Source organism: Pseudomonas mangrovi (assembly GCF_003052585.1).
In the GTDB taxonomy this organism is placed as follows: Bacteria; Pseudomonadota; Gammaproteobacteria; order Pseudomonadales; family Pseudomonadaceae; genus Aquipseudomonas; species Aquipseudomonas mangrovi.
In genome coordinates this window covers 1-25,740 of record NZ_QASN01000017.1, presented here as the reverse complement: position 1 = coordinate 25,740, position 25,740 = coordinate 1, and the positions used below count along the sequence as shown (strand labels likewise).

Genomic DNA, 25,740 nt, shown 5'->3' with positions numbered 1-25,740 from the left:
TATTCGGGGGCGTCCGGCATGAGTCAGTTCCGCTATACCGGGCGTGACGCGCGCGGGCAGAAGGTCAGCGGCACCCTCGATGCCAGCAGCGCCGATGCGGTGGCTGGCGAGCTGCTGGCCAAGCAGATCACCCCGCTGACGGTGGAGGCCGAGCGCGCGGCCGAGGTCGACGTGCTGGCCGTGCTGCGCGAGAAGATGCGGCGCAAGAAAGTCGACCTGGAAGAACTGATCATCTTCTGCCGGCAGATGTACAGCCTGGCCAAGGCCGGCGTGCCGATCATTCGCGCCATCGCCGGCCTCGGCGAGTCCAACCGCAACCTGTACTTTCGCGAGGTGCTGCAGGAGGTGCGCAACGACCTGGAGAGCGGCCAGGCGATGGCGGTAGCGCTGCATGCCCATCCGAAGGTGTTCAACCGGCTGTTCGTCAGCATGATCAGCGTCGGCGAGAACACCGGTCAGCTTGACCAGGCCTTCCGCCAGTTGGCCAGCTATCTGGAGCTGGAGCGCGACACGCGCAAGCGGATCAAGCAGGCCACCCGCTACCCGATCTTCGTCCTCGCTGCCATGGGTGTGGCGCTGACCATCATCAACCTGTTCGTGATCCCGGCCTTCGCCAAGGTCTTTGCCCAGTTCAAGGCCGAGCTGCCCTGGGCCACCCGCGCGCTGATCGGCACCTCGGAGTTCTTCCAGGCCTGGTGGTGGGCGATGCTACTGGCGCTGATCGGCGGGCTCTACGCCTTCTTCCGCTGGATCGCCACCGATGAGGGCGCGCTGATCTGGGATCGCTGGAAACTGCGCCTGCCGATCGTTGGCGGGGTCTTCGAGCGCATCGCCCTGGCGCGCTTCACCCGCACCTTCGCGATGATGTACCGCGCCGGCGTGCCGCTGCTGCAGACCCTGACGATCAACAGCGCCAGCGTCGGCAACCGGCACATCGGCCAGGCCATCATCGCCATGCGCGAGAGCGTCGAGCGCGGCGAGGCGCTGACCCGTTCGGCGGCCAACAGCGGCCTGTTCACACCGCTGGTCCTGCAGATGATGGCGGTCGGTGAAGAAACCGGCGCGCTGGACGATCTTTTTGTCGAGGTCGCCGATTTCTATGAACAGGAGGTGGACTACGACCTCAAGCAGCTGGCAGATGCCATCGAGCCGATCCTGATCGTCGCCATGGGCGCGATGGTGCTGGTGCTGGCGCTGGGGGTGTTCCTGCCGATGTGGGAACTGGCGTCGGCGGCCAAGGGCGGCGGCTGATGAGCGATACGGAGCTGGCAGTGCGCTCCTGGCGTTTTCGGGGGTGGCTGCTGCTCGCGGTCATGTTGTTGCCGGCCGTTGCGGCGCTTGGCTGGCGGATCCTCCAGGTCAGCGAGCAGCGGGCCTACGAGGCGACCCTGGCGAGTCTGGCGGCTAGCCTCAATGGACTGGTGGCTGAGGGTGTTGCGCGGGGCGGCCAGGGTGCCGAAGCGGCGCTGCAGGAAAACCCCTTCGCGTTGCTGCGCTGGCAACCGGACGACTACTGCGGCGAGCTGGTGTTGATGGAGCGGGCGGAGCGCGGTTGCTGGTACTACCTGCCGCAGCAGCGCTGGGTGCTGTACCGCAGCCGTTTCTTTGACCGGCGGCAACGAAGTGGCGACGAGCTGCACCTGTTCGGCCTGGTAGCTGTTCCCCAGGAAATGAGAAATGCATCACAATCCGTCGGAAGTGTGGTCGGGCTGGAACTGGTGCCGATCGAGGTCTCCGACCCGACTCAGCGGCAAGAGAGGTAAACCGATGAAACAGCAGAAAGGCTTCACCCTGATCGAGCTGGTGGTGGTCATCGCCATCCTCGGCATTCTCGCGGCGGTGGCCCTGCCGCGCTTCATCAACGTGACCGACGATGCTCACGAGTCCGCCATACGCGGCGCGGGCGGCGCACTGGCCTCGGCGGTGCTGCTGGTGCGCTCGCAATGGGAGGTCAACCGCGGCAAGGGCATTGCTACGCCCAACGTCAACGTTCAGGGTTTCGGCGCGGGCAACGTCGACGTGAATGCTGCAGGTTGGCCGGTGGGCATTTCCGACGGCGCGACACTGGGCTCCGCCGGTGACTGCGTAGACCTTTGGAACAACCTGCTGCAGGGCTCCGCGCCACGTGTCGCCATTGCCGCTGGTACCGATATCGACTATGTCGCCAGCCTTGCCGGCCAGGTATGCACCTTTACCTACCAGGCCCAGGGTACCAACGACACCATCGTCTACAACGCTGCCGACGGCACCGTTGTGACGAACTACATCGCTCCTTAAACACTGCATCAACAAAGAGAGAACCCCCATGAAAAAACAACAAGGCTTTACCCTTATCGAACTGATCATGGTGATCGTGATCCTTGGCATCCTGGCTGCCTTTGCACTGCCGCGCTTCGTCAACCTCGGCGGCGACGCGCGCGCGGCGACCGTTCAGGGTGCGTATGGCTCGGTCAAGGCCGCGTCAGCCCTTACACATGCTTCTTGGTTGGCGAAGAACAACGCCGCTCTTACCAGCATCGACGTTGAAGGCGGCACTGTGACGATGATCGCGACCAGTGGCTACCCCGCTGCGACTGCAATTGCTGACGCTGCGGGCGTAACCGCAGCTGATTTCACCATTACCACTACCGGCGGAACAACGACCATGAGCGCCAACGGTGCGACTACTCCGGCCAGTTGCCAGGTCAGCTATACCGAGCCAGCAGCCACCGCCGGTGCTGTGCCGACTATCTCGGTTGTTGACACCGGCTGCTGATCGCCATGCAGCGCGGCTTCACCCTGATCGAGCTGATCATGGTGATCGTCATCCTCGGCATTCTTGCCGCGGTGGTGGGGCCGCGCTTTTTCGATCGTCGGGTGTTCGATGAGCGCCTGTACTTCGAACAGAGCCTGACCGCCGTGCGCTACGCGCAGAAGCTCGCGCTGTCGAGCGGCTGTCCGATCCGCGCGCGGATCGACAACGGTGGTTATGCGCTGAGCTATGCCGGTGCCTGCGGTGGAATCGCTGCCGGCACTGTAGTGAGTGACCCTTCCGGTGGCAGCTATGCCGCCGGACTTCCTTCCGGGGTGAGCGTGCAGCAGGCGCTGGACGTCACCTTCAATTCCCGCGGCTGCGTGGCGGCCGGCGGGGCCTGCGGCAGCGGCACCCAGCTCGGTCGGCTCGGCGGTTTCAGCCTGGCGGTGCATGCCGATACCGGCTTCGTCGAGGCCAATCCCTGATGCCGCGGTATCTCTCGGCTCCGCGCCCGCTGCGCCGAGCCCCGCGGGCTGCGCGAGCCTCGACCGCTTCGCTGGCCTGCGCGGCCCGGCAGCGGCAGAGCGGCATGACGCTGGTCGAGCTGATCATCAGCATCGTGATCATCGGCATCGCGGTGGCCGCGCTCTATACCGCGATGGCCTCGATCACCGGACGCTCGGCCGACCCGATGCTGCGCCAGCAGGCGCTGGCCATCGCCGAAGCCTATCTGGAGGAGGTCAGCCTGCAGGCGTTCCCCACGAGCAACAACTGCCCCGCTTCGGCCAATGGCGCCGGTCGCGGCAGCTTCGATGACGTCTGTGACTACAACGGCCTGAGCTATCCGGGCGGGCAGCCACTGGCGCCGCGCAATGCCTTTTCCACCACGCCGATTGCCGGTCTCGAGGGCTATCGCGTGCAGCTGCAGGTGGCGCCGTTCACGGTCAGCGGGTTGTCGGCGGCGGATGCCTTGCGCATCCAAGTGACCGTCACCGATCCTCTCGGCCAGGACCTGGCGCTGGTCGGCTACCGGGCGCGCTACTGATGAGCACTGCTCGCGCGATGAACGGCGGCGCCCGGCGCAGGGCGCGCGGCTTTACCCTGGTCGAGCTGATCATGGTGATCGCCCTGGCGGGGGTGGTGGCGGTGATGATCTCCAGTGTGCTGAGCAATCCGCTGCAGAGCTTCGTCGACCAGAGCCGGCGTGCCGAGTTGGTCGATCTCGCCGCCACCGCACTCAATCGCATGGCGCGCGACGTACGTCTGGCCGTGCCGAATACCCTGCGCGCCCGCGATGCTCAGACCATCGAGCTGCTGCTGATCGACCAGGCCGGCCGTTACCGGGCCAACCAGCATGGCGGCGCCGGGGTGCGCTTCGACCCGCCGCGCTGTCCGCCCAGCGGCGCCTGCAGCATCGAGGTGCTCAGCCCTGGTCTCAACTCGGCGCAGGTGGCGACGGCGCGCTGGATGGTGATCTACAACATCGGCACCAGCTCGCTCGGCGACAGTGTCTGGCCGCCGTTCAACCAGAACAGCAGCGCCGCGCCTGCGGTGATCACGCCCAGTGGGGTGGCCTTCTCTCACGCGTCGGGCGCGCTCGCGTTGGGCGGCACTGCGGCAAACAACTTCCGCTTCAAGTTCGCCTCGCCGCAGCACCGCTTCTACCTGGCGCGCGATGTGGTGGGTTACCGCTGCGACAACGCCGGTACCGATGCTGCCGGCAACGGCACGGGGGTCGTGCGCCGCGCCACCTTCAGCAGCCTGGCGGCGACCTACAGTTACAGCGCGGGTAATAGTTCCGTGCTGGTCGATTCGGTGGCGGCCTGCCAGTTCAGCTATTCCCCCGGCACCAGCACCCGCGGCGGGCTGGTCAGCCTGCGTCTGACATTGAAGAAGAGCAATGAAGAAATCGTCCTACTGCAACAGGTGCACGTCGACAATGCGCCCTGATGCCCGCCAGCGTGGCTTCGGTCTGGTGGCCGCGCTGTTCATCATCATCGTCATCGCTGCGGTGATCGCGGTCATGGCACGCCTGTCAGTGACCCAGAGCGCCACCAACAGCATGGGTCTGCAGCAGGCTCGCGCCTACCAGATGGCCCAGGCGGGACTGGAGTGGGGCATCGCCCGGGCGGTGGCAGGGCAGAGCTGCGCAGGTAGCTTGACCCTGGAAGGTTTCTCGATTGCCGTCACCTGCGCCGCCACCTCGGCCGGAGCAGTGGCGGAAGAGAACAAGACCGTCAACTTTCGTCAGATCACCGCCACCGCGCAGTACGCGGCAGCGGGAAGCCCGGACTACGCTTATCGCCAGTTGACTGCAGTCGTGGAGTTGCCATGAGTCCTGCTTGCCCTGTAGGTGACGCGCCTGTGTGCTCCCTGCTCCGTGCATCCGCCACCCCAACCCCTATCGCCCTGGGCGCGCCTGAACAGCAGTGGGGGCAGTCATGATCAAGCGTGCGTTGCTGCTGTCGCTCAGTCTGCTGAGCCTTCCGGCCTGGGCGGCAACCTATACCTTCAGCAGCGACACGCTCTTCAACCCCATCTCGCCTCCGCCCTGCACCGGCAGTTGGAGCCAGTCGGGCAGTACCTTTACCTGTAGCGGCCGGGTGGTGCTGGCCGCCGGGGATGTGCTTCGCGTGTCCACGGTGTTCTGGGAAGGTCTGGGCGATATCCGGGTGGTTGCCAATGGCGGCTTTGCCCTCAGTAGCGGTGTCACCGTAGGCACGTCGGCGAAGAACATCTCGCTGGAGTCCACCTTCGGCACCATTGATGGGTCAGGCAACAACACGATTCGTGGCTCGATCACCACTGGCAGCGGTGCGGTAAATCTCTCCGGCAGCAACAACCAGATCTTCGGCTCGGTCAGCGGTAACAGCGCTGCGCTGAACATCAGCGGTGGAACCATCAGCGGCTCGGTTTCGACCAATGGCTCGGTGAACCTGAGCAACGGCAGCGTGGCTGGCGCCGTGTCTGGCGGCAATGGCGTGACTACCAACGGCATGACGGTGAGCGGAGACGTGACCGGCAGCGGGGCATTCGATCTGCGTGCCAGCAACCTGGAGGGTCTGGTACAGAGCGCAGGTTCGATCACGACCAATGGCACGGTGGTGAGCGGAACGCTGACCTCCACAAACGGCAGCATCAGCCTGACGGGCGGCAGCATCAACGGTCTGGTACGCAGCGGCTGCTGCACGGTTACCAGCAACGGCACCAACCTGCTCGGTGGCGCGCGTTCGGATTCGTCCAGCCTGAGCATCACTGGCGGAACCATCCAGGGAAACTTCCACGCAACCAATAACACCGCCCAGTTCAGCGGTGTGACCATGATCTCCGGCAGTGTCACGGGAGCGGGTTCGGCGAGTTTCAGCAACAGCACGCTGGGTAGCGCCGAGCTTCCGATCACGGTCACCACGGTCAGTGGGGCGGTGACGCTCAACAGCACCACCGCTTTCGGCGACTTCACGGCGCCCAACTATTCGACGATCTTCGTCAACAGCCCCAGCACGGTGACCGGCACCTGTCTGCCGAACTCCACTCCCGCCAATGCCTGTCGGCCAGCGGCAGTGCCGAGCTGTCTGAACGACAGGTTCAACCGCTCCAGCCTGGGCGATGACTGGGCCGTGACCAGCCGCAACGGCAGCTTCGGCACGCCGCGCATCATCAACAATCGCCTGCGCCTGACGGATAACAGCGGCAACGTCGCCACCGGTGCCACCGTGCAACGGCTGGTGCCAGCCGCCGGCAACCTGGTGGAGATCGAATTCAAGTACTACGCCTACAGCGGCTCGGGCGCCGATGGTGTAGCGGTGATCTTCTCGGATGCTTCCGTCACGCCTCAGCCAGGTGGCTATGGCGGCTCGCTGGGCTACGCGCAGCTCAACGGTACGAGCGGCTTTTCCGGCGGCTGGCTCGGTATCGCGCTGGACGAGTTCGGCAACTTCTCCAACCCAAGCGAGACGCGCGTGGGCGGGCCAGGCGCCCGGGCGGACTCGGTGTCCATTCGCGGGTCCGGCAGCGGCACCACGGGTTACCGCTATCTGCGCGGCACCGCGGCCAATCTCAATCCGGGTGTGGACGTGTCCGGCACGACCCCCGGTCCGGGGCACACCTATCGCATTACCCTCGACAGTCGGGTCGCCGGACGGACGTTGGTCAGCGTCCAGCGCAATACCGGCTCGGGCTTCACCACCCTGATCGCGCCCTTCGACGCCCAGGCCGAAGCCGGCCAGGCGGCCCTGCCGCAGAACTTCTTCGTTACCTTCACCGGCTCTACCGGTGGGTCGAACAACATTCACGAGCTGGACGATCTGAGCTTCTGCGCGGATCGGCTGGAGGCGATCGGCCAGCAGATCGACCATTTCCGCTTCGAGTATTCCGGCGATGCGGTGACCTGCAATCCGCAGCCAGTAACCGTCCGTGCCTGCCTGGACAGCGCCTGCAGCAGCCTGTTTACCGACCCTGTAACGGTCACTTTGGCGCCGAACAGCGGCTGGACCGCGACCGCACCGGCATCGGTGAATGGCGGCAATGTGCTCAGCTTCAGTGGTGGGGTGGCCAACGCGCAGTTGCGCAGCGGAACCGTCGGTACCGTCACGCTCGGGGTCACCGGTTCGGTGCCAGCGACCAAGCCGCTGAGCGTGCCGGTATGCTCGACGGCCAACTGCCGGATCACCTATGCCGAGAGCGGCTTCATTTTCGATGTGCCGACGCTGCTTTCTGCTCGGCCTCAGGCGAACATCCCATTGCGGGCAGTACGCTCGAGCAACAACGCGCAGCTTTGCGTGCCGAGCTTTGCCAACGTCACCCGGACGCTGCAGTTCAGCTCTTCGTATGTTGATCCCGGCAGCGGAACCCAGCCGGTAGTGGTCAATGGCACCGGGGTTGGGAGCAGTCCGGTCGCGATCGGTCTCGCATTCGACGCCACCGGGAGCGCTTCGCTGACGGTTCGCTACGACGATGCGGGGCAGATGCGTCTGACTGCAACTTACAGCGGTAGCGCATCGACCGGCGACAATGGGCTCAACATGACCGGCAGCGATCCTTTCCTGGCCAAGCCCTATGGGCTATGTCTGCAGACCGATTCGCTCTGCACCGCAGCCGGGGTGAGCTCCGCGTGCCCAGCTTTCTCGGCGCGCGCTGGCGACAGCTTTCCGCTACGCATTCGTGCTGTGGGCTGGCAGTCGGATGGTGAGGCAACGACCGCCGAGGCGCTGTGTAGCGGCAATATCACCACGCCGAATTTCGGGCTCGCCAATATAGCGCTGTCCAGCGAACTGGTGGCGCCTTCGCCAGGTAGCCCAGGGACCCTGACGCCGCTGAGCTACAGCCATGTGCTTGGTGCTCAAACGAGTGTCAGCAGTACTCTGTCGGAGGTTGGCGTCTTCAGGCTTGTCGCGACGCCTGCGACCTACTTCGGCGAGTCGATCAGTGGAGGCAGCAGCGGCCTGGTTGGCAGAATCATTCCTGCTTCGCTGGATGTGCAGGGAACCGCCGCGCTACAGCCAGCGTGCGGAGCCTTCAGCTATCAGGATCAGCCGATCGACTTCGCACAGAATCCCAATCTCACCGTAACCGGACGCAACCGGCAGGGCGCGGTGACCAACAACTATGATCGTGGACTGTTCTGGCGGCTGACCCAGCCGGCGACTCTGGCCGTCCCGGCTTCCGAGATTACTGGTCGCCCGACGCTTAACGGGCGCTTGGCTGCGCAAGGCACAATGACCGCGACGCAGCAGGATTCGCTGCTCGGAGACGGTGCCAGAACCTTCGTCTGGGCTGGCCGGCAAATCGTCTACGGCTCTGCCTCCAGCCCCGGCAGCGAGGATGCGCCAGCAAACATTCTCGCGCGACAGTCGTTTTCCGCCGCGGAGCTCACCGATCAGGACGGCGCCTGCTATGGCGGCACCAGCTGCCAGCCCTATTCCTTCACCTTCAGCGGCAGCGAGCTACGCCTCGGTCGTCTGAGCGTTGGCAACGCCCACGGCTCCGAGCTGCAGGGGCTGAGTCTGCCGCTGCGCATCGAAAGCTGGCGCGATGGAGCGTTTCAGGTCGAGCCGCAGGACACCTGCTCTGCCCCGTTGCTGGGCAATCCTGCACCGGTTGCGGGCACCTTTACCGGCAATCTGACCGCAGGGGAAACGACGCCGAGTCGCAGCGGACCCACGGCAGGCGTCGGACAGATCCTGCTGAGCGCCCCCGGAGCGGGTAATGATGGTTCGCTGCAGGTCGAGTTGCCGGGGCTGCCGGCGTGGCTGCTGTACGACTGGAATGGCACTGGACGCCAGGGTGCACGCGGTCTGGCGAGTTTCGGCATCTACCAGGGCTCGCCGCCGCTGATCTTCCGCCGCGAGCTCTATCGCTAGAAATGCAGAAGGGCCGCTGATGCGGCCCTTCTGGCGTTTGTAAAAGAGGGGATTCCCCGGCCTGCCTGTACCAAGGCCCCCAAAACTGGAGTTGCCAGATACTAAGCATTTGGTATGCCAGTTTTGTTACGGCGCTCGGTATGACGTGAAAATTTTCTCAGGACTCGGGTTGGCGGCGTCCGGCTGGGGCTGCGTTAAGTTGGGCCTCGCTTTGCTCGGCGCCAACCTACGACGCTGAGCTTCGCCCGGCCGAAGTAGGTTGGGCCGCAAGGCCCAACGAGAAGGGGCGGTCTCTTCGAAACGCCATCTTTCGCGAAGCGCAGATTGCGGCGGTCTGGATGCCGTTGGGCAACGTTGCCTTGTGGCACGGGCTGGTCGCGGACGCTTTCTTATGGAAGCTGCGGGGGTATTCCAGGGCTGCGTTGTGTTGGGCCTCGCGTTGCTCGGCGCCAACCTACGACGTTGAGCTCCGCCCGGCCGAAGTAGATTGGGCCGCGAGGCCCAACAAGCGAAATGTCGGTCGGAGAACGGACGCCTGGGCTCTACTCGTCGCTGTCGTCGTCATCTCCATCGACGTTCATGCCCAGTTCCTTGATCTTGCGCGTCAGGGTGTTGCGGCCCCAACCGAGTAGCAGGGCGGCGTCGCGGCGGCGGCCGGCGGTGTGCTTGAGCGCGGTCTCGATCATGATCCGCTCGAACGCCGGCACGGCGATGTCGAGCAGGCTCGACTGACCGCGACTCAGCGCCTGGTCGGCCCAGTTGCGCAGACCCTGTTCCCAGTTGCTGGCGACCTGGTTTTCCTGGGGCGCATGCAGCAGCTCCGGCGGCAGGTCGTCGACATGCACCTCGCGGCCCGACGCCATCACAGTGATCCAGCGGCAGGTGTTCTCCAGCTGGCGCACGTTGCCCGGCCAGGGCAGGTTCTTCAGGTACTCCTCGGTCTCGCCCTTGAGCAGCTTGGGCTCGACGGTGAGCTCCTGCGCGGCACGGCTGAGGAAATGGCGGGCTAGCGCGGGGATATCCTCGCGGCGGTCGGACAGTCTGGGGATATGGATACGGATGACGTTCAGACGGTGGAACAGGTCCTCGCGGAACTTGCCTTCGCGTACCAGGTTTTCCAGATCCTGGTGGGTCGCGGCGATGATGCGCACGTCGACCTTGATCGGCGTATGCCCGCCGACGCGGTAGAACTCGCCATCGGCCAGCACCCGCAGCAGACGGGTCTGGGTTTCCGCCGGCATGTCGCCGATCTCGTCGAGGAACAGGGTGCCGCCGTCCGCCTGTTCGAAGCGGCCGCGACGCTGGTTGGCTGCGCCGGTGAAGGCGCCTTTCTCATGGCCGAACAGCTCGGACTCCATCAGGTCTTTCGGAATCGCCGCCATGTTCAGCGCGATGAAGGGCGCGGCGGCACGCGGGCTGTGGCGATGCAGGGCGTGCGCCACCAGCTCCTTGCCGGTGCCGGATTCACCGTTGATCAGCACGGTTATGTTGGAGTGCGAAAGGCGGCCGATGGCGCGGAACACCTCCTGCATCGCCGGGGCTTCACCGATGATTTCCGGGGTGTGCTGCTCGACCGGCGCCTCCAGCCCCTGCTGTTCCTGGGCGTGCTGATAGCCGCGCTTGACCAGCGAAACCGCCTCGTCGACGTCGAACGGCTTGGGCAGGTACTCGAAGGCGCCGCCCTGATAGGAGGCCACCGCGCTGTCCAGATCGGAGTGCGCTGTCATGATGATGACCGGCAGGCGCGGGTGCATCTCGCGGATGCGTGCCAGCAGGTCGAGACCGCTGGAGCCGGGCATGCGGATGTCGGAGATGATGACGTCCGGCTGCTGGCGGCTGAGCTTGCCGAGCACGCTCTCGGCGCTGTCGAAACTCTGGGTATTCATGCCTTCCTGCTGCAGTGCTTTCTCCAGCACCCAGCGGATGGAGCGGTCATCATCGACGATCCAGACGGTTTCGGTTTGGCTCATGGCGCAGTGGCTCCTTGTTCGAGCGGCAGGAAGATCGAGAACACGGTATGGCCGGGATGGCTCTCGCATTCGATCAGGCCCTGATGCTGACTGATGATGTTCTGGGTGATGGCCAGGCCCAGTCCGGTACCGTCCGGCCGTCCGCTGACCATCGGGTAGAAGAGGGTGTCACGCAGCTCCGCCGGAATGCCCGGGCCGTTGTCGATGATCTCGACCTTGACCACCAGGCGGTGCCGCACATGGCCGATGGTGAATTGGCGCAGGGTGCGTGTGCGCAGGCTGATGCGGCCCAGCGATGCGCTGCCCAGCTCGCCCAGGGAGGCGAGCGCCTGCATGGCGTTGCGCACGATATTGAGCACCGCCTGGATCAGTTGCTCGCGGTCGATCAGCAGATCGGGAATGCTCGGGTCATAGTCGCGCTGCAGGTTGATGCGGCCTTGGCTCTCGGCGTCGACCAGGCTGCACACCCGCTCCAGCACCTCGTGAATGTTGGTGACCGAGAGCGACGGCAGCTTGTTCGAGCCGAGCATGCGGTCGACCAGATTCCGCAGCCGGTCGGCCTCCTCGATGATGACGTTGGTGTAGTCCTTGAGCGACTCGTCAGGCAGTTCACGGGCCAGCAACTGGGCTGCTCCGCGAATCCCGCCGAGCGGGTTCTTGATCTCGTGCGCCAGGCCGCGGACCAGAAGCTTGGTGGTCTCCTGCTTGGAGATCTGCGCTTCTTCCTTGGTGATGCGCAGCAGGCGATCACGCGGATGCACTTCGAGCAATAGCAGGGTCTGGCCGCGGTTGATGATCGGCGTGACGGCATAGTCGACGGTCAGGGTCTGGCCGGCCAGCGAGGTAAGCACCGCTTCACGCTTGTTGAACGGATGGGCCTCCTCTACCGCCTGGCGCAGCGATGCCAGTGCCTCCGGCGACTCGGTGAACAGCTCGCTGATGAACTGGCCGTGGCTGCGCTGGCCGCTGACTGCCAGCAGCATTTCTGCTGCGGGGTTCATGTATTCCAGGCACAGCTCGGCATTCAGCAACAGAGTCGCAGTGGTCAGGTTGTCGAGCAGCAATCGGTGCAGGGAATCGTTGATCGTCATGGGCAGCCTTTCCGGGAGTAGGGCGGAAAATGCAAGAAGCAAACCAAGGCCCTGAAAAGACGCGTCACCACGCGACAATTCGGTGATTGCGCCGCTTGCCGGCGCACGGCGGGCCGGCAAGGCGAACCAAAATGGGGAGCGCGGCGGGGCGGGTCAGGTTTTTAGCACCATCATGGTGCAAGACTACATGAAGGGGAGGAAGCGAATGTCCTTTTCCTTGGGTTTGTCCTTCAGCGGACATTCCGGACGCACGCCGTAGTCTTCCTTCTTGCACGGGTTGACCCTGCGCTTGTCGGCGAGACTGATGCGCTTCACGTGGAAGGGCTGGGCGGGGGTGCGCTCGATGATCCGCTCGTCCTGGTCGATGATCTCGATGGCCACCAGGTGGGTGCCGCGGTCGACATTGCTCAGGGGGAATACTGGGCTGCTTTGGGGGGCAGAAGCTGTGCCGTCGAGAACCATGCGGAACGAATGTCCAGGGTGCAGCGAGGGTTCGCTGGTGGCGGTCACGATCAGATTGCCGGCATTGTCGCGGATGGTTGCGTCCGGAGCAGGAGCGAGGATGCGCAGCACCTCGTAGCGCTGATCTTCGGTCGGCGCCGTCAATACCCGAGTGGGTGGCGCGACCGGCGCGGCGTCCATGCGGTTGGAAGGGGCGAGCTGGATCTGCTCCACCGGGCGGTTGTCCGGCGGTCTGTCGGTAAACACCCGGTTTCCTTCGGCATCGATGTAGGTGTAAACCCCGGCAGTGGCGGGAAGCGCTATCAGCAGCAGGCAGCAGAGAATGCTTCGCACCATTTCAGGGCGTCGCCTTCGGGGTGGGTACTGGTGTGGGCTTCGGGCGCAGCGCCGGACTGGTATTCACGTTGACGCGCTGCACCGTGATGGTGGTGGCGGCGCTTTGCTGCAGCGACTCGCCGTTGGCGTTCAATACCTCAACGGCAAGACTGTGTTCGCCGCGATCGATGTTTACCAGCTCCAGGCTGGTGCTGGTGGTCGGCTTTCCATAGGGCTCGCCGTCGAGCAGCAGGCGCAGGCTGTGGTTGTCCATCAGCTTGGGTTCTATCGCGACCTCGACGCTGAAGGTGCCATTGTTGGCGCGCAGGGCTTCATCATCGGGGATATTGGTCAGTTCGAGGCGTTCGTAGGCATCCTGGGTCTGCTCGTCGGTGCTGCCCGAATCGCTGTCCAGCGGCTTGCTTGGCGCTACCTTGACCGTATTGGGTTGCTGGATCTTCACCTCTTCGCTTTGCACGCCACTGGGCGGCTGGTTGGTGAAGACCGCGTTGCCATTGGCATCGGTGTATTTGTAGATCTGCGCGCTGACCGGCAAAGCCAGCGCGAGCAGCAGGAAGGCGAGTACTCGAGGCATGGGAAGCTCCAGCTACAGGGAGAGGGTCTGATCGACCGATGATGCCCATATTAGCTGGCCCAGACCAGCTCCGCGGTGCGCTGGCGCACGTGCCGGTAGGCAGGCATGGGCTTGGGCTGTCGTGTCCGTTCCACGGTGGACGTTGGTCGGGGTTTTCGCCCGCGGCGAGAATCGCCAGATATCGGATGCATGCAGCAACGCGGCGCGATGAGGTGGGTATGGGGCGGGCAAGCAGGCGCAACTGGCGGTATTTGCGGTTCACCAGTCGGCCGGCAGTCCAGAGGTACTGCGGTGACAGGCAGAAAACGAAAAGGCCTCCCGAAGGAGGCCTTTCATCAGCAAGACCCTCGCGAGCAGGTCGCGAGGGTTTGCCGCGCTGCTTAGACGCTGTAGTACAGGTCGTATTCCAGCGGGTGAACGAAGGTGCGGACCTTGATCTCTTCCTCGGACTTCAGCTCGATGTAGGCATCGATGAACTCGTCGGAGAAAACGCCGCCCTTGGTCAGGAACGCACGACCCTTGTCCAGCTCTTCCAGCGCTTCCTTCAGGCTGCCGCAGACTTGCGGGATGTTGGCAGCTTCTTCCGGCGGCAGGTCGTACAGGTTCTTGTCGGCTGCATCGCCAGGGTGAATCTTGTTCTGGATGCCGTCGATACCGGCCATCAGCAGCGCTGCGAAGGCCAGGTAGGGGTTGGCAGCCGGGTCCGGGAAGCGTGCTTCGATGCGGCGGGCTTTCGGGCTCGACACATAGGGGATGCGGATCGAGGCGGAACGGTTGCGGGCCGAGTAGGCCAGCATGACCGGTGCTTCAAAGCCCGGGACCAGACGCTTGTAGGAGTTGGTCGACGGGTTGGTGAAGCCGTTCAGCGCCTTGCCGTGCTTGATGATGCCGCCGATGAAGTACAGGGCGGTATCGGACAGGCCGGCATAGCCTTCGCCCGCAAAGGTGTTCTTGCCATCCTTGGAGATGGACATGTGTACGTGCATGCCCGAGCCGTTGTCGCCGTACAGCGGCTTCGGCATGAAGGTGGCAGTCTTGCCGTAGGCGTCGGCCACGTTGTGCACGCAGTACTTCAGGGTCTGAACTTCGTCAGCCTTGTTGACCAGGGTGTTGAACTTCACGCCGATCTCGTTCTGGCCGGCAGTCGCCACTTCGTGGTGGTGCACTTCGATGACCAGGCCCATCTCTTCCATGGCGTTGCACATGGCGGTACGGATTTCGTGGTCGTGGTCGCACGGCGGGACCGGGAAGTAGCCGCCCTTGACTGCCGGGCGGTGGCCCTTGTTGCCGCCTTCGACGTCGCCGTCGGTCATCCAGGAGCCCTGCTCGGAGAAGATCTTGAACATGGAGCCGGAGATGTCGGACTTGAACTTCACTTCGTCGAAGATGAAGAACTCGGGTTCCGGGCCGACGAAGACGGTGTCGCCGATGCCGGTGCTCTTGAGGAACTCTTCGGCACGCTTGGCGATGGAGCGCGGGTCGCGATCATAGCCCTGCATGGTGCTCGGCTCGATGATGTCGCAGACCAGGATCAGGGTCGGCTCTTCGGTGAAGGGGTCGAGCACGGCGGTGTCGTCGACCGGCATCAGGATCATGTCGGAGGCTTCGATGCCCTTCCAGCCATGGATGGAGGAACCGTCGAACATCTTGCCATGCTCGAAGAAGTCTTCGTCCAGCGCGTCGCGGGCCGGCATGGTGACGTGGTGCTGCTTGCCCTTGGTGTCGGTGAAGCGCAGGTCTACCCACTTCACGTCGTGTTCTTTGATCAGTTGAATCGTCTTCGACATGGTTCTCTCCAGTTGGCGGAAGCCGCGCAAGGCTCCCAAATTCGTGCGATGCCGGGCGGCGATACTCCGCCAGGGCAGGCTGCCTCACAAGGGAGCAAATTGCATGCCAGTGCATGACTATGGTGCCGGGCCCTGAAATACAGCGTTGGCGCGGGTTGCAGCGAATATTTCGTCGACGCGATGCACCAGAGTGGTACATCCGCTTCGCCTGGCGCACCAAATGCGTGCAAAAAGACCGAGTGGCATTGTTCTGGTCAAGTCTTGAGCAATTTCCGCTATAATCCGCGCCCCTCTTTTCAGCCCCTGCCGCGCCGGCCCTTCATGAAGCTCATCGTCAAGCCATTTCCCGAGATCACCATCAAGAGCCGGCCGGTGCGCAAGCAGTTCCTCCGTCAGCTCGGCAAGAACATTCGGGCAGTGCTGCGTGACCTTGATCCGCAGCTGGTGGTCGAGGGCGTCTGGGACAATCTGGAAGTCGACACCGCGGTACAGGACCCCAGGGTTCTGCAGGAGATGGTCGAGCGCCTGAGCTGCACGCCGGGGATCACGCATTTCCTGCAGGTCGCCGAATATCCGCTGGGCGATCTGGATGACGTGGTGGAGAAGTGCAAGGCGCACTTCGGCCATCTGCTCGCCGACAAGATCTTTGCCGTGCGCTGCAAGCGCGGCGGCAAGCATGATTTCACCTCCATGGATGTCGAACGCCATGTCGGCAGCCAACTGCGCCAGCAGTGCGGTGCGGCCGGCATTTCGTTGAAGGACCCGCAGGTGCTGGTGCGCCTGGAGATTCGCAATCAGCGCCTGTTCGTCATCCATAGCCAGCACGACAGCATCGGCGGCTACCCGCTCGGCTCGCTGGAGCAGACGTTGGTGCTGATGTCCGGCGGTTTCGATTCCACCGTGGCGGCCTATCAGATGATGCGTCGCGGGCTGATGACGCATTTCTGCTTCTTCAATCTCGGTGGCCGCGCCCATGAACTGGGGGTGATGGAAGTCGCCCACTACCTGTGGAAGAAATACGGCTCCTCGCATCGGGTGCTGTTCATCAGCGTGCCCTTCGAGGAAGTGGTTGGCGAGATTCTCGCCAAGGTCGACAACGCGCAGATGGGCGTGGTGCTCAAGCGCATGATGCTGCGCGTCTCCACCCAGCTGGCCCGGCGTCTGGAGCTGGATGCGCTGGTCACCGGCGAAGCGATTTCCCAGGTGTCCAGCCAGACCCTGCCGAACCTCAATGTGATCGACACGGCCACCGACATGCTGGTGCTGCGCCCGCTGATCGCCAGCCACAAGCAGGACATCATCGACACCGCCTACGCCATCGGCACCGCCGAGTTCGCCAAGCACATGCCCGAATACTGCGGCGTGATTTCGGTGAACCCGACCACCCGAGCCAAGCCACAACGAATCGAGTACGAGGAGGCGCAGTTCGACATGGCGATCCTCGAGCGGGCGCTGGAGAAGGCGCGGCTGGTCGCCATCGACCGGGTCATTGATGAACTCGGCGAAGATATTCAGGTCGAGGAAATGCCCCAGGCGCAGCCTGGGCAGATCGTCCTCGACATCCGCCACCCGGATGCGCAGGAAGATGCGCCGCTGACGATCCCCGGGGTAGAGGTTCAAGCGCTGCCGTTCTACGCGCTGAACAGTCGCTTCAAGACACTGGATGAGAACCGTCAGTACCTGTTGTATTGCGACAAGGGCGTCATGAGCCGCCTGCATGCTCACCATCTGCTGAGCGAGGGGCATGCCAATGTGCGCGTTTATCGTCCGGCATAAGACCCCCGGCCTGAATGGCGGCAGTATCCGCCACCGGCCTCCCGACCCGTCGCTGCGCTGATGCGCGCCACTGCCAGAATTCCTTAACCACCTGTCTGTACTTTCAATCCTGATTTTTCGTGTTGGGCGTCGCTACGCTCGACCAACCTACGAGACCGCTACTGTGATCGAGAATCTCCGCAACATCGCCATCATCGCCCACGTCGACCATGGCAAGACCACCCTCGTCGACGCCCTGCTGCGTCAGTCCGGCACCCTGGAGCGCAGCGAGCTCAACGACGAGCGCGTGATGGACAGCAACGACCAGGAAAAGGAGCGTGGCATCACCATCCTGGCGAAGAACACCGCCATCAAGTGGAACGACTACCGTATCAACATCGTCGACACCCCCGGTCACGCCGACTTCGGCGGTGAAGTCGAGCGCGTCATGTCGATGGTCGACTCGGTGCTGCTGGTGGTCGATGCCCAGGACGGCCCCATGCCGCAGACGCGCTTCGTGACCAAGAAGGCCTTCGAAGCCGGCCTGCGTCCGATCGTGGTGATCAACAAGATCGACCGTCCGGGCGCGCGTCCGGACTGGGTCATGGACCAGATCTTCGACCTCTTCGACAACCTCGGTGCCACCGACGAGCAACTGGACTTCCAGGTCGTCTACGCCAGCGCCCTGAACGGCATCGCCGGCCTCGACCATGCCGACATGGCCGAAGACCTGACCCCGCTGTACCAGGCCATCGTCGACCACGTACCTGCTCCGCAGGTCGATATCGACGGCCCGTTCCAGATGCAGATCTCGGCACTGGACTACAACAGCTTCCTCGGCATCATCGGCGTCGGCCGTATCGCCCGCGGCAAGGTCAAGCCGAACACGCCGGTGGTCGCCATCGACGTCGACGGCAAGAAGCGCAACGGCCGCATCCTCAAGCTGATGGGTCACCACGGCCTGCACCGCGTCGACGTCGAAGAGGCTACCGCTGGCGACATCGTCTGCGTCAGCGGCATGGACCAGCTGTTCATCTCCGACACCCTGTGCGACATCAACAACGTCGAGGCAATGAAGCCGCTGACCGTCGACGAGCCGACCGTGTCCATGACCTTCCAGGTCAACGACTCGCCGTTCTGCGGCAAGGAAGGCAAGTTCGTCACCAGCCGCAACATCAAGGAGCGCCTGGACAAGGAGCTGCTGTACAACGTTGCCCTGCGCGTTGAAGAAGGCGACTCGGCCGACAAGTTCAAGGTCTCCGGCCGCGGCGAGCTGCACCTCTCGGTACTGATCGAAACCATGCGTCGCGAAGGCTTCGAAATGGGCGTCGGCCGCCCGGAAGTGATCATCCGCATCGTCGATGGCGTCAAGCACGAGCCCTACGAGAACGTCACCATCGACATCCCGGAAGAAGCTCAGGGCAAGGTCATGGAAGAGATGGGTCTGCGCAAGGGCGACCTGACCAACATGTCGCCGGACGGCAAGGGCCGTGTGCGTCTGGAATACAACATCCCGGCACGTGGCCTGATCGGTTTCCGTAACCAGTTCCTGACCCTGACCAACGGCGCGGGCATCCTGACCTCGATCTTCGACCGTTACGACGTGATGAAGTCCGGCACCATGTCCGGCCGGCAGAACGGCGTACTGGTATCGATCGATACCGGCAAGGCGCTGACTTACTCGCTGGAAACCCTGCAGGCGCGCGGCAAGCTGTTCGTCGAGCACGGCCAGGAGATCTACAACGGTCAGATCGTCGGTCTGAACAGCCGCGACAACGACCTCGGCGTCAACCCCACCAAGGGCAAGAAGCTCGACAACATGCGCGCGTCCGGCAAGGACGAGACCATCGCCCTGGTGCCGCCGGTGCGCTTCACCCTGGAGCAGGCGCTGGAGTTCATCCAGGACGACGAGCTCTGCGAAGTGACGCCCAAGTCGATCCGTCTGCGCAAGAAGATCCTCGACGAGGGCGAGCGCACCCGCGCTGCGAAGAAAGCCAAGGCCTGACGCCTGACGGCATTCTCCAGCTGCAACTGAAAAGCTCCGCCGGCGTCAGCCGTGCGGGGCTTTTTTATCTGGGTCGGCGCGTCGGCGACCGGACAGCGAGCGGCTTACCTGCGTGTCCTGGCGATGGACATGGCAGCTATTGAGATGACTCCTGTTGAGCGGAGTCGACGCAAAAAAACGCGGCCGTAGCCGCGTAATAAGGGGTAAGCAAGAGGGCGGTATCACATCTTCCAGTGTGCATTCAGCGCAACGAAGTGCGAGTTGCTGCCGCTGCTGAAAGCGCCGTTGTAGTCGATGTCGAGGATGACGTTGCGGGTCAGCGAATAGTCCGCTTTCACTTCCAGCAGCAGGCTGTTGCGTGGCATCTCTGTGCCCTGGATGGTGAATTTGTTGGTGCCGGCAAGCTGCAGATCGACTTCCGGACGCAGGTCTCCCTGCAAATTGCGCCAGGTGGCATGCCCGGCCAGCAGCAGGTCGCGCCCGCCCACCTTGAATTTCTGTTTCCCGCGGGAGCCCAGGCTGCTGACCAGCAGGCGGTTGCTCTGGCTATCGACGCTGGCCGCCGAGATGCCGCCGCGTTCGTTGAAGGAATCACTGTTCTGCTCGATGACGAGAAGGCCGAAGAAAGGCTCCAGATACCCGGGTTTGCCCATAGGCAGATTGAGCGCTACCTCGCCAAAGACCTGCTGAGTGGTCAGGTCGTAGCTGCCTTTGTTGCGCTGCGGATCGTCGGGGAACGCCACCCGGCGCGAGCTGCTCAGATCGTGGCGGCTGTAGGCCGCTCCGCCGAAGAAGCGTAGCGATGAAGACGGCAGCTTCAGATCCCGTCCGCCATAGAGCGAGTAACTGTCGGTGATGGTGGCGGCACTGGCGTCGCGGGAAGAACTGTTGAGTTTGTCCTCGCCATAACCCAGCGCCCCGCCGAGCCGCCAGCCACCGGCAATCGGCAGATCGCCACCGAAGACCGAACGGCGTTGATCCTGGCGCATCTGTGCGCCATTTCCGTCTCCGTCGATACGTTGGCGGCCGGCGCCTACCTGGGCCCAAAGAGAGGGTTGTTGGCTGTCGTCGTCCATGCTGCGGCGCATGTTCGCCAGCGGCGCGCTGCTCAGGCCGATGTCGCTGAACATCAGACTTGACGTGAAGCTGCCGTGGCTGTCGGCGGAAAGCTGGGAATAGATGTAGGGAAGGTCCGCGTCCGGGATATCACTCAGAATGCTCAGCAGCAGCGTATCGAAGACAGGTGGCGGGCCGCTGGGGAAGGACGGCGAGCTGAGGAAACCCAGCGCATCACTGAACGCCTGCTGATTCGCCGTATAGGGCGCGGCATGCGCCAGAAAGGCCGGCAGGCCGAGAGCGAGCATGGTGCTGGTGCGCGCAACGCGCTGGGCAAGACGGTTCATCCCTGGGTGTCTCCGTGGTGTCTGTCGGCTGTGGTCGGTGGCGACTACGCAGTGCAGTTTCGCTCGTGGCGCGCAGCGGCTCCCGCGCCAAAATTCCGTGAAGGACGCCTAGGATAGCCATTTTTATGCCGCTCGCCAGACCCATTCGGGCGAGCGGTCATGTCGATCAGTTCGGGGCAGGACAGAGCGCTTGCTGTTGGCTCTGATCATCGGCACCTGCGCCGATCTGCAGGTAGCAGGCCTGGCTGATCGTGGCTTCGACGATATGACTCTGCACCGGCAGCAGATCGCCCTCGAACAGGCGCTGGCGAATCACCTTGGCGTCGAACTGGTTGCCGCCGAGCAGCAGCTGCTGCACGCCGATGCTCTTGAGTCCCGACTGCTCGATCGCGGCGAACTGGTTGTCGAGAATCAGCACCTGACCTGCGCCCTGCAGGGAGATGGCGTGGCCTGCGTCGGCCAGCCGATTTCCCCGTAGCAGCAGGTGACCCGCGCTATGCGCGTCGACCAGGTTCTGGTTGGCATGCGCCAGGCGATTGTCATGCAGCACCACCACACCGCGTGCATCCATCTCGCGCAGCTGCACGGCGTGGGTGGCGTTGTCGTTGAGCACGTTGGCGCGGGCGAGTAGCGTTCCGCTGAAGCTCGACAACTCGATACCCGCCTTGCCGGTGCGGCGTATGTCGTTGTTCAGCAGCAAGGCTCGCGAGGCGCCGCGCAGGCGGATGCCGCTGTGGTTGCGGACCTCATCGATGCTGTTGCCGTCGGCATTCAGGCGGCTGTTTTCGGCGTCGATGGCGTACAGCTGCATCTGCCTGAAGCTGCTGGCCTGGATCAGCGCATCCGAGTTCTGCAGTTGCACGCTGGACAACTGCTCCAGCGTGCTGCCGCGGATCAGCAGACGCGCCGGCGGCACGCTGGCGGCCTGGTGGACGCTGCGGGCGGCGCTCAGGCCGCGAGCCAGGTGGGCGTTGTAGCCCAGGCGCGAGAGCTGGCTGTCGACGATGCGGGTCTGGCTGCCCGCCCAGGCCATGATGAACGGCCGGTAGGCGCGCTCCTTGCCGCTTTCGCCGCTCCAGCTCTCGACCCCGCTGCGGATGATCTGCAGCCGTCCCTGATTGATGATCGCGGCGCCTGAGTGGGCATAGAGATAGAGGTGGGTGTCCTCGATGCTGAGGGTCGCACCGGGTGCGATCATCAATGGATAGGTGAGCAGGTAGCCGTCCCGGTGCGGGCGCAGGGCTTCGCTGTCGCCGAGCTGCTGGCGGACCTGGGTCAGCGTCAGGTGGCCGCCGCTGATCTGGACCATCCTCGGGTGTTTGACCTGATAGCTGCCGATCACCTTGAACAGACCCGCGTGGACGAACGACTCGAACGGCCAGCTACCCTGTTGCGAGGAATACAGCGGCTGCAGGCTGGCCTTGCCGGTGCCGCTGCGGGAGAAGGCCGGAATGTCGGTGACCTCTGCCGCATCGCTGGCCAGGAGCTCAAGCTGCTGCGCCCGGGCGTGCGCCTGCTCCGCGGAAACGATCCGCATGACGGGCGCGGTCAGGCTCTGGATGACCGGCTCGGCGCTGGCCAGGCTGCTGACCAGGATGCCCGCAAGCGCCGCGATCAGGTGATTGAGAGTCAGGCGATGCATGGTTTTCCTCACAGAGCGAAAGCGGGGTAGAGCGGTTTCAGCGGGCCGCCGACCTGGCTGTAGCCGTCGACGTCGCCCTGCTGTCGTTGGTACAGGCGGCGGGCCCAGGTGTGCTCTGGATGGCGGTTGAGAAAGGGGATCAGCCAGATCATCTTGTGGCGCGAGGGGTAGCGTTGGCGGCCGTCGAGTTCCGGCAGCTTCTCTGGCTCCAGCGCACTGCGCGCGGCGAAGTTGGCCAGCTTGCCGAACAGCTCGCGCTCGCGCTCGTTCAGCGGCCGGCCGTTGGCCTCGCGCGTTTCCACCAGCAAGGTCAGAGGCACCATGGCGTAGTGGCTGTATTCGGCGCCGAGCTTGCCACGTGCGGTTTCCACCGGCAGGTAGGCGTAGTCGCGTCCTTCCACCTCGACCAGTTGCCCGAACATCTGCTGCAGGCCGGCGAAGCCCCAGTCGAGATAGTCTTCGCGCTGGCTGAGAATGCCGACGCCGACCACCGCCCAGGCGGCCCAGTAGTCGTGGTTGTTGTAGTAGCGAAAGCCTGCGACACGGCGCGGCTGATAATCCTCGATGACGATGTCGGCCAGGCGCTGCAGCCAGGCCAGCTGGGTGTCGCTGGCGCGGTAGCGATCGCCGCTCATGGCCTGCGTGCGCAGCAGGCTGGCGCTGAGCGCAGCCAGCGCCCATTTGCGCGCGGCCATGCCGGTCTTGCTGGCGTCGCGGCTCTGCAGCGCACCGGCCTGGGCCCAGGCGTCCAGCCAGGAAGACAGGCAGCCGAGTGCCTCGGCGGACTTTGCCGGGTTGTTGGCCCGTTCAGCGCGTTGCGCATAGCGCTGCAGATCCTTCAGATAGCTTTTGACGCGTCTGCCGGCGAAGAAGGTCGACGGTGAGAAGCCCAGGCTCAGGCTCGATTTGCTGGCATCGCTCTGGTTGTACTTGCTCTTGAACTGCAGGGCGTCGGTGTAGGGTGTCGGCGGCTCGTCGCGACAGGGCGCAGGCTCTGCCGGCACCTGGATGCGCGCGTTGTCCAGCGCAGGCCAGAGACTTTCCACCGCCGCTGCCGGTACCGCACAGAAGAGCAGGAGCAGCGCGGTGGTGGAACTGATCCGGACTACTGGCATAGCTGAACCTCGAGGGTCGAGGGCGCCTCCAGAACCTGGTTGGGCTCCAGCAGAACCGACAGCAGATTGGCCTGGCGCAGGTTCGCCGCGCGGCTCAGCTCCAGATGGTAGAGACCGCCGCTGACCACGGCCGGACGGCGGATCCTCACCTTGTCGCGCTCACCGTTGTCGTAGTAGCTGATCAGGTAGAAGTCGCGCAGGTTCTTGTCCGCCAGGCGCAGCTCGAGGAAGCCGTCCTGGCCGGTGAACTCGAGCCTGCCGGCGCCGGAGTTGTTGAGGATCTCCGCGCGCTCGCCTACTGCCATGCGGGGCAGATCGCTGTGTTGTGCACGCAGTACCTTCGCCTTGCTGCAGCCGCCTTCGATCGCGGGGATCAGCTGACGGTACATGGCCGGGCTGTCCAGCCGGTAGCTGGCCGGCAGTTCCCAGACCAGCAGGCGGGGTGGACGGTCGGAGTCGTACTCGGGCGAATGCAGATATTCGAGCAGCGCCCCGTACTCGCCGGCGCCCTGCATCGCGAAGTTGAGGACGTCGAGCTGGGTGTACTCCTTGAGGTAGCCGTCGAAGTTGTAATGACGGATTTCCTCGTCGCGCGCGGCGGAGTTGCTGGTGCCGGTGAGCACCACCTGCGCGTCGGGCTGCTCGTCGAACAGCGCTGCGGCATCCTCGACTACCGGTACGGTGCGATAGCCGCGCAGGTACTGGTGGCCGAAGCCGTTGCGACAGAGGCGGGCGAGCGCAATGTCGAGGGCGCCGTAGTTGACGATGGTGACGCCGGGCTCGGTGCGGAACTGTTTCTTCTCCAGCGCCGGATAGTAGGGCAGCGCGCGTATCGCATCGGCGGTCAGCCTGGCGCTGGCCTGGGCGCCGGCGGGAGTCCAGTGGGTATCGCGGCGGAAGAAGTACTCCTGCTCCGGCGGGTGGTCCACCAGCGGCAGGATGTCCGGTACCAGTGCGCCGCTTCGGCGCAGCTGGGCAAGGAAGTGTTCGAGGTTGCGTCGTGCCTTCGGGTAGTCGAAGCCGTAGGCGTGATCGGCGAGGATCTTGTCGCGATGCATCATGCCGCGGGTCGGCTGGATGGCGAACATGACGTCGCTGCCCCTGTCCCTGAAGGTGCGCAGCAGCCGGCGCAGCTCCGGCTCCATGGCCGCAGGAACGCCGAAGTCGGCGTCGAAATCGACCTCCGAGCGGAACAGCCACTGGTCCTTGCCCAGAGCCAGATGGCGCACCATCCCCATGGCGCCGCCCTCGTACTTGTCGGGATCGGCGGCGGCGGGGCAGACCAGGCAGCTCAGGTCCAGGCAGGGCGGCTCCTGCTCGGCGGCCATCGAGGGCAGGCTGGACAGGGTCGCGATGAATGCCGCAAGCAGGCGCAGGGACAGGTTCATGAAGGTGCTCAATCTAGCGGGTCGAGGCCGTTGGCCATGCTCAGGGCGCGCACGCCGTCGCTGCCGGCGGGCAGGATCAGGTAGCTGTAGGTGCGACCCTTCTTGAGGAACACCTCGGGGAAGTCCGCGATTTTCTGCTCGCCCTGGTAGGCGGCGAAGGCGATCTTCAGCTCGTTGACCATGCGGCTGCCGTTCTGCCCGGCGGCCACGCTGTCGACGATGGCGTGCTTGCCGTCCGCGGTCTTCAACGACAGGGTCTGCCCGGAGAGGTTGTAGAAGCCGACCTGGGCCTTCTTCGGTTCGTTGATGAAGGCGTCCTGCAGCAGACGCAGGCTGCTGCCGTCGTAAACGAAGGTGTTCGCCGTGTTGGCCGCGAGGTCCACGCTGGTGCTTTGTCCCTCGACGTCCAGATGAACCTTGCCCGGCACGGTGAAGCGATAGCCGCCGAGTTGCCCGGCGGCAATCTGCTGCGCCTGGTTCTTGCCGCCGAGCATGGCCCGGACTCGACCGTCGCTCAGGTTGAGCACGCGGACGAAGGCCGAGTCGGCGGGGGCGGCGGCGTCGTAGAGTTCGGCGCCGGCGTCTTCGCGGGCGTGGCTGGCACCGGCCAGCAGGCCGAAGCTGACCAGCAGTGAGGCGATGATTCGTTTCATGGCGCGATCCTCAGGGGTGATTGGCAGAGGAGATCTGCCAGGGTCGTGTGGGGCTGCGTTGGGCGAGCAGGGTGCGTACCGGGTATTCCCAGATCACTACCTGGATGTCGTCGTCCTGCAGCGAGGGGCTGTCGAGGAATTCCTGCATGGCCTGCAGTGGCCCGCGACCCTCCACCGCGATGGTGAGCAGATCGTTCTGCAGCGCTTCGCGCAGGAAGCCGGCGAAGTTCCAGTCCTCGATCTTGGTGTAGCTGGTGCCGACCAGCATGATCGACTGGCTCTGGTCGCCGAAGAGGTCGTCGGCGCTGCGTTCGGCGTCGTCGGCGAGGGTCTCGTAGACCGGCACCACCGAGGACTCGGCGAACAGCTCGGGGTCGAGCCAGGCGCCGAACTGGATGAAGTTCATCAGATCGCTCTTGAGCGGCTTCTCGCTGACCACGCGTGACTGGAAGGCGGTGCTGCCGAC

General features: G+C 64.2%; 22 protein-coding genes. 11 read left to right on the top strand and 11 right to left on the bottom strand.

All coding sequences use genetic code 11. From position 1 onward, the window contains the following. Positions 1-18 precede the first annotated feature (18 nt). The 9 genes from DBO85_RS09050 (at position 19) to DBO85_RS09010 (ending at position 9,093) form a co-directional block, all read left to right on the top strand. Positions 19-1,251 (top strand): type II secretion system F family protein, encoded by a 1,233-nt coding sequence (locus DBO85_RS09050; RefSeq protein ID WP_108106945.1) that lies wholly within the window; start codon positions 19-21, stop codon positions 1,249-1,251. Beyond that, positions 1,251-1,763, top strand: a complete 513-nt coding sequence (locus DBO85_RS09045) for a hypothetical protein (protein ID WP_108106944.1) — start codon at positions 1,251-1,253, stop codon at positions 1,761-1,763. The genes DBO85_RS09050 and DBO85_RS09045 overlap by 1 nt, the downstream gene beginning before the upstream one ends. Before the next feature lie 4 nt (positions 1,764-1,767). Next, on the top strand, positions 1,768-2,277 hold the full coding sequence (locus DBO85_RS19590) for a type II secretion system protein (RefSeq protein WP_108106943.1): 510 nt from the start codon (positions 1,768-1,770) through the stop codon (positions 2,275-2,277). 28 nt (positions 2,278-2,305) lie between these two features. Next, positions 2,306-2,755, top strand: coding sequence for a type II secretion system protein (locus DBO85_RS19585; RefSeq protein WP_108106942.1), 450 nt, complete (start codon positions 2,306-2,308; stop codon positions 2,753-2,755). Between the two features lie 5 nt (positions 2,756-2,760). Then, positions 2,761-3,219 (top strand): type II secretion system protein, encoded by a 459-nt coding sequence (locus tag DBO85_RS09030; protein WP_108106941.1) that lies wholly within the window; start codon positions 2,761-2,763, stop codon positions 3,217-3,219. Beyond that, complete coding sequence (locus tag DBO85_RS09025; RefSeq protein WP_267895611.1) at positions 3,219-3,779, top strand: prepilin-type N-terminal cleavage/methylation domain-containing protein; 561 nt, start codon at positions 3,219-3,221, stop codon at positions 3,777-3,779. Before DBO85_RS09030 ends, DBO85_RS09025 begins: the two co-directional genes overlap by 1 nt. Beyond that, on the top strand, positions 3,779-4,684 hold the full coding sequence (locus DBO85_RS09020) for a PulJ/GspJ family protein (RefSeq protein ID WP_233356582.1): 906 nt from the start codon (positions 3,779-3,781) through the stop codon (positions 4,682-4,684). The genes DBO85_RS09025 and DBO85_RS09020 overlap by 1 nt, the downstream gene beginning before the upstream one ends. Beyond that, a complete protein-coding gene (locus DBO85_RS09015; RefSeq protein ID WP_108106939.1) occupies positions 4,674-5,069 on the top strand; it encodes a hypothetical protein in 396 nt (131 codons plus the stop codon). The genes DBO85_RS09020 and DBO85_RS09015 overlap by 11 nt, the downstream gene beginning before the upstream one ends. A gap of 106 nt (positions 5,070-5,175) precedes the next feature. Further along, positions 5,176-9,093, top strand: coding sequence for a DUF6701 domain-containing protein (locus DBO85_RS09010; protein WP_108106938.1), 3,918 nt, complete (start codon positions 5,176-5,178; stop codon positions 9,091-9,093). A 542-nt stretch (positions 9,094-9,635) separates the two neighbouring features. Here DBO85_RS09010 and ntrC read toward each other — a convergent pair. From ntrC to glnA, 5 genes are all read right to left on the bottom strand, one after another. Then, positions 9,636-11,063: a nitrogen regulation protein NR(I) gene (ntrC, locus tag DBO85_RS09005; protein WP_108106937.1), complete on the bottom strand. Its 1,428-nt coding sequence runs from the start codon at positions 11,061-11,063 to the stop codon at positions 9,636-9,638. Next, complete coding sequence (gene glnL / locus DBO85_RS09000) at positions 11,060-12,154, bottom strand: nitrogen regulation protein NR(II) (protein ID WP_108106936.1); 1,095 nt, start codon at positions 12,152-12,154, stop codon at positions 11,060-11,062. Before glnL ends, ntrC begins: the two co-directional genes overlap by 4 nt. A gap of 183 nt (positions 12,155-12,337) precedes the next feature. After that, positions 12,338-12,952, bottom strand: a complete 615-nt coding sequence (locus tag DBO85_RS08995; RefSeq protein ID WP_108106935.1) for a DUF4124 domain-containing protein — start codon at positions 12,950-12,952, stop codon at positions 12,338-12,340. 1 nt (position 12,953) lies between these two features. Further along, the gene (locus tag DBO85_RS08990) at positions 12,954-13,526 is read right to left on the bottom strand and encodes a DUF4124 domain-containing protein (protein ID WP_108106934.1); all 573 of its coding nucleotides are present in this window, start codon (positions 13,524-13,526) and stop codon (positions 12,954-12,956) included. A 380-nt stretch (positions 13,527-13,906) separates the two neighbouring features. Then, positions 13,907-15,313 (bottom strand): glutamate--ammonia ligase, encoded by a 1,407-nt coding sequence (gene glnA, locus DBO85_RS08985; protein WP_108106933.1) that lies wholly within the window; start codon positions 15,311-15,313, stop codon positions 13,907-13,909. 321 nt (positions 15,314-15,634) lie between these two features. On the opposite strand from glnA, the gene thiI reads away from it, so the two are divergent. Together thiI and typA are read left to right on the top strand one after the other, a co-directional pair. Then, the gene (gene thiI, locus DBO85_RS08980) at positions 15,635-17,089 is read left to right on the top strand and encodes a tRNA uracil 4-sulfurtransferase ThiI (RefSeq protein WP_108106932.1); all 1,455 of its coding nucleotides are present in this window, start codon (positions 15,635-15,637) and stop codon (positions 17,087-17,089) included. 163 nt (positions 17,090-17,252) lie between these two features. Continuing rightward, positions 17,253-19,073 (top strand): translational GTPase TypA, encoded by a 1,821-nt coding sequence (gene typA / locus DBO85_RS08975; protein ID WP_108106931.1) that lies wholly within the window; start codon positions 17,253-17,255, stop codon positions 19,071-19,073. A 221-nt stretch (positions 19,074-19,294) separates the two neighbouring features. Here typA and DBO85_RS08970 read toward each other — a convergent pair whose 3' ends face one another. The 6 genes from DBO85_RS08970 to DBO85_RS08945 all read right to left on the bottom strand — a co-directional run. Beyond that, the gene (locus tag DBO85_RS08970; RefSeq protein ID WP_108106930.1) at positions 19,295-20,476 is read right to left on the bottom strand and encodes an autotransporter outer membrane beta-barrel domain-containing protein; all 1,182 of its coding nucleotides are present in this window, start codon (positions 20,474-20,476) and stop codon (positions 19,295-19,297) included. A 166-nt stretch (positions 20,477-20,642) separates the two neighbouring features. Beyond that, complete coding sequence (locus tag DBO85_RS08965) at positions 20,643-22,118, bottom strand: right-handed parallel beta-helix repeat-containing protein (protein ID WP_108106929.1); 1,476 nt, start codon at positions 22,116-22,118, stop codon at positions 20,643-20,645. An 8-nt stretch (positions 22,119-22,126) separates the two neighbouring features. After that, entirely contained in the window at positions 22,127-23,233 is a 1,107-nt protein-coding gene (locus tag DBO85_RS08960; RefSeq protein WP_108106928.1) for an alginate lyase family protein, read from the bottom strand. Further along, a complete protein-coding gene (locus DBO85_RS08955) occupies positions 23,224-24,621 on the bottom strand; it encodes an alginate O-acetyltransferase AlgX-related protein (RefSeq protein WP_108106927.1) in 1,398 nt (465 codons plus the stop codon). The genes DBO85_RS08960 and DBO85_RS08955 overlap by 10 nt, the downstream gene beginning before the upstream one ends. Before the next feature lie 8 nt (positions 24,622-24,629). Further along, the gene (locus DBO85_RS08950; RefSeq protein WP_108106926.1) at positions 24,630-25,274 is read right to left on the bottom strand and encodes an alginate O-acetyltransferase AlgF; all 645 of its coding nucleotides are present in this window, start codon (positions 25,272-25,274) and stop codon (positions 24,630-24,632) included. 10 nt (positions 25,275-25,284) lie between these two features. Continuing rightward, positions 25,285-25,740, bottom strand: a 456-nt coding sequence (locus tag DBO85_RS08945) for an alginate O-acetyltransferase AlgX-related protein (RefSeq protein ID WP_407681458.1), incomplete at its 5' end; no start/stop codon positions are given.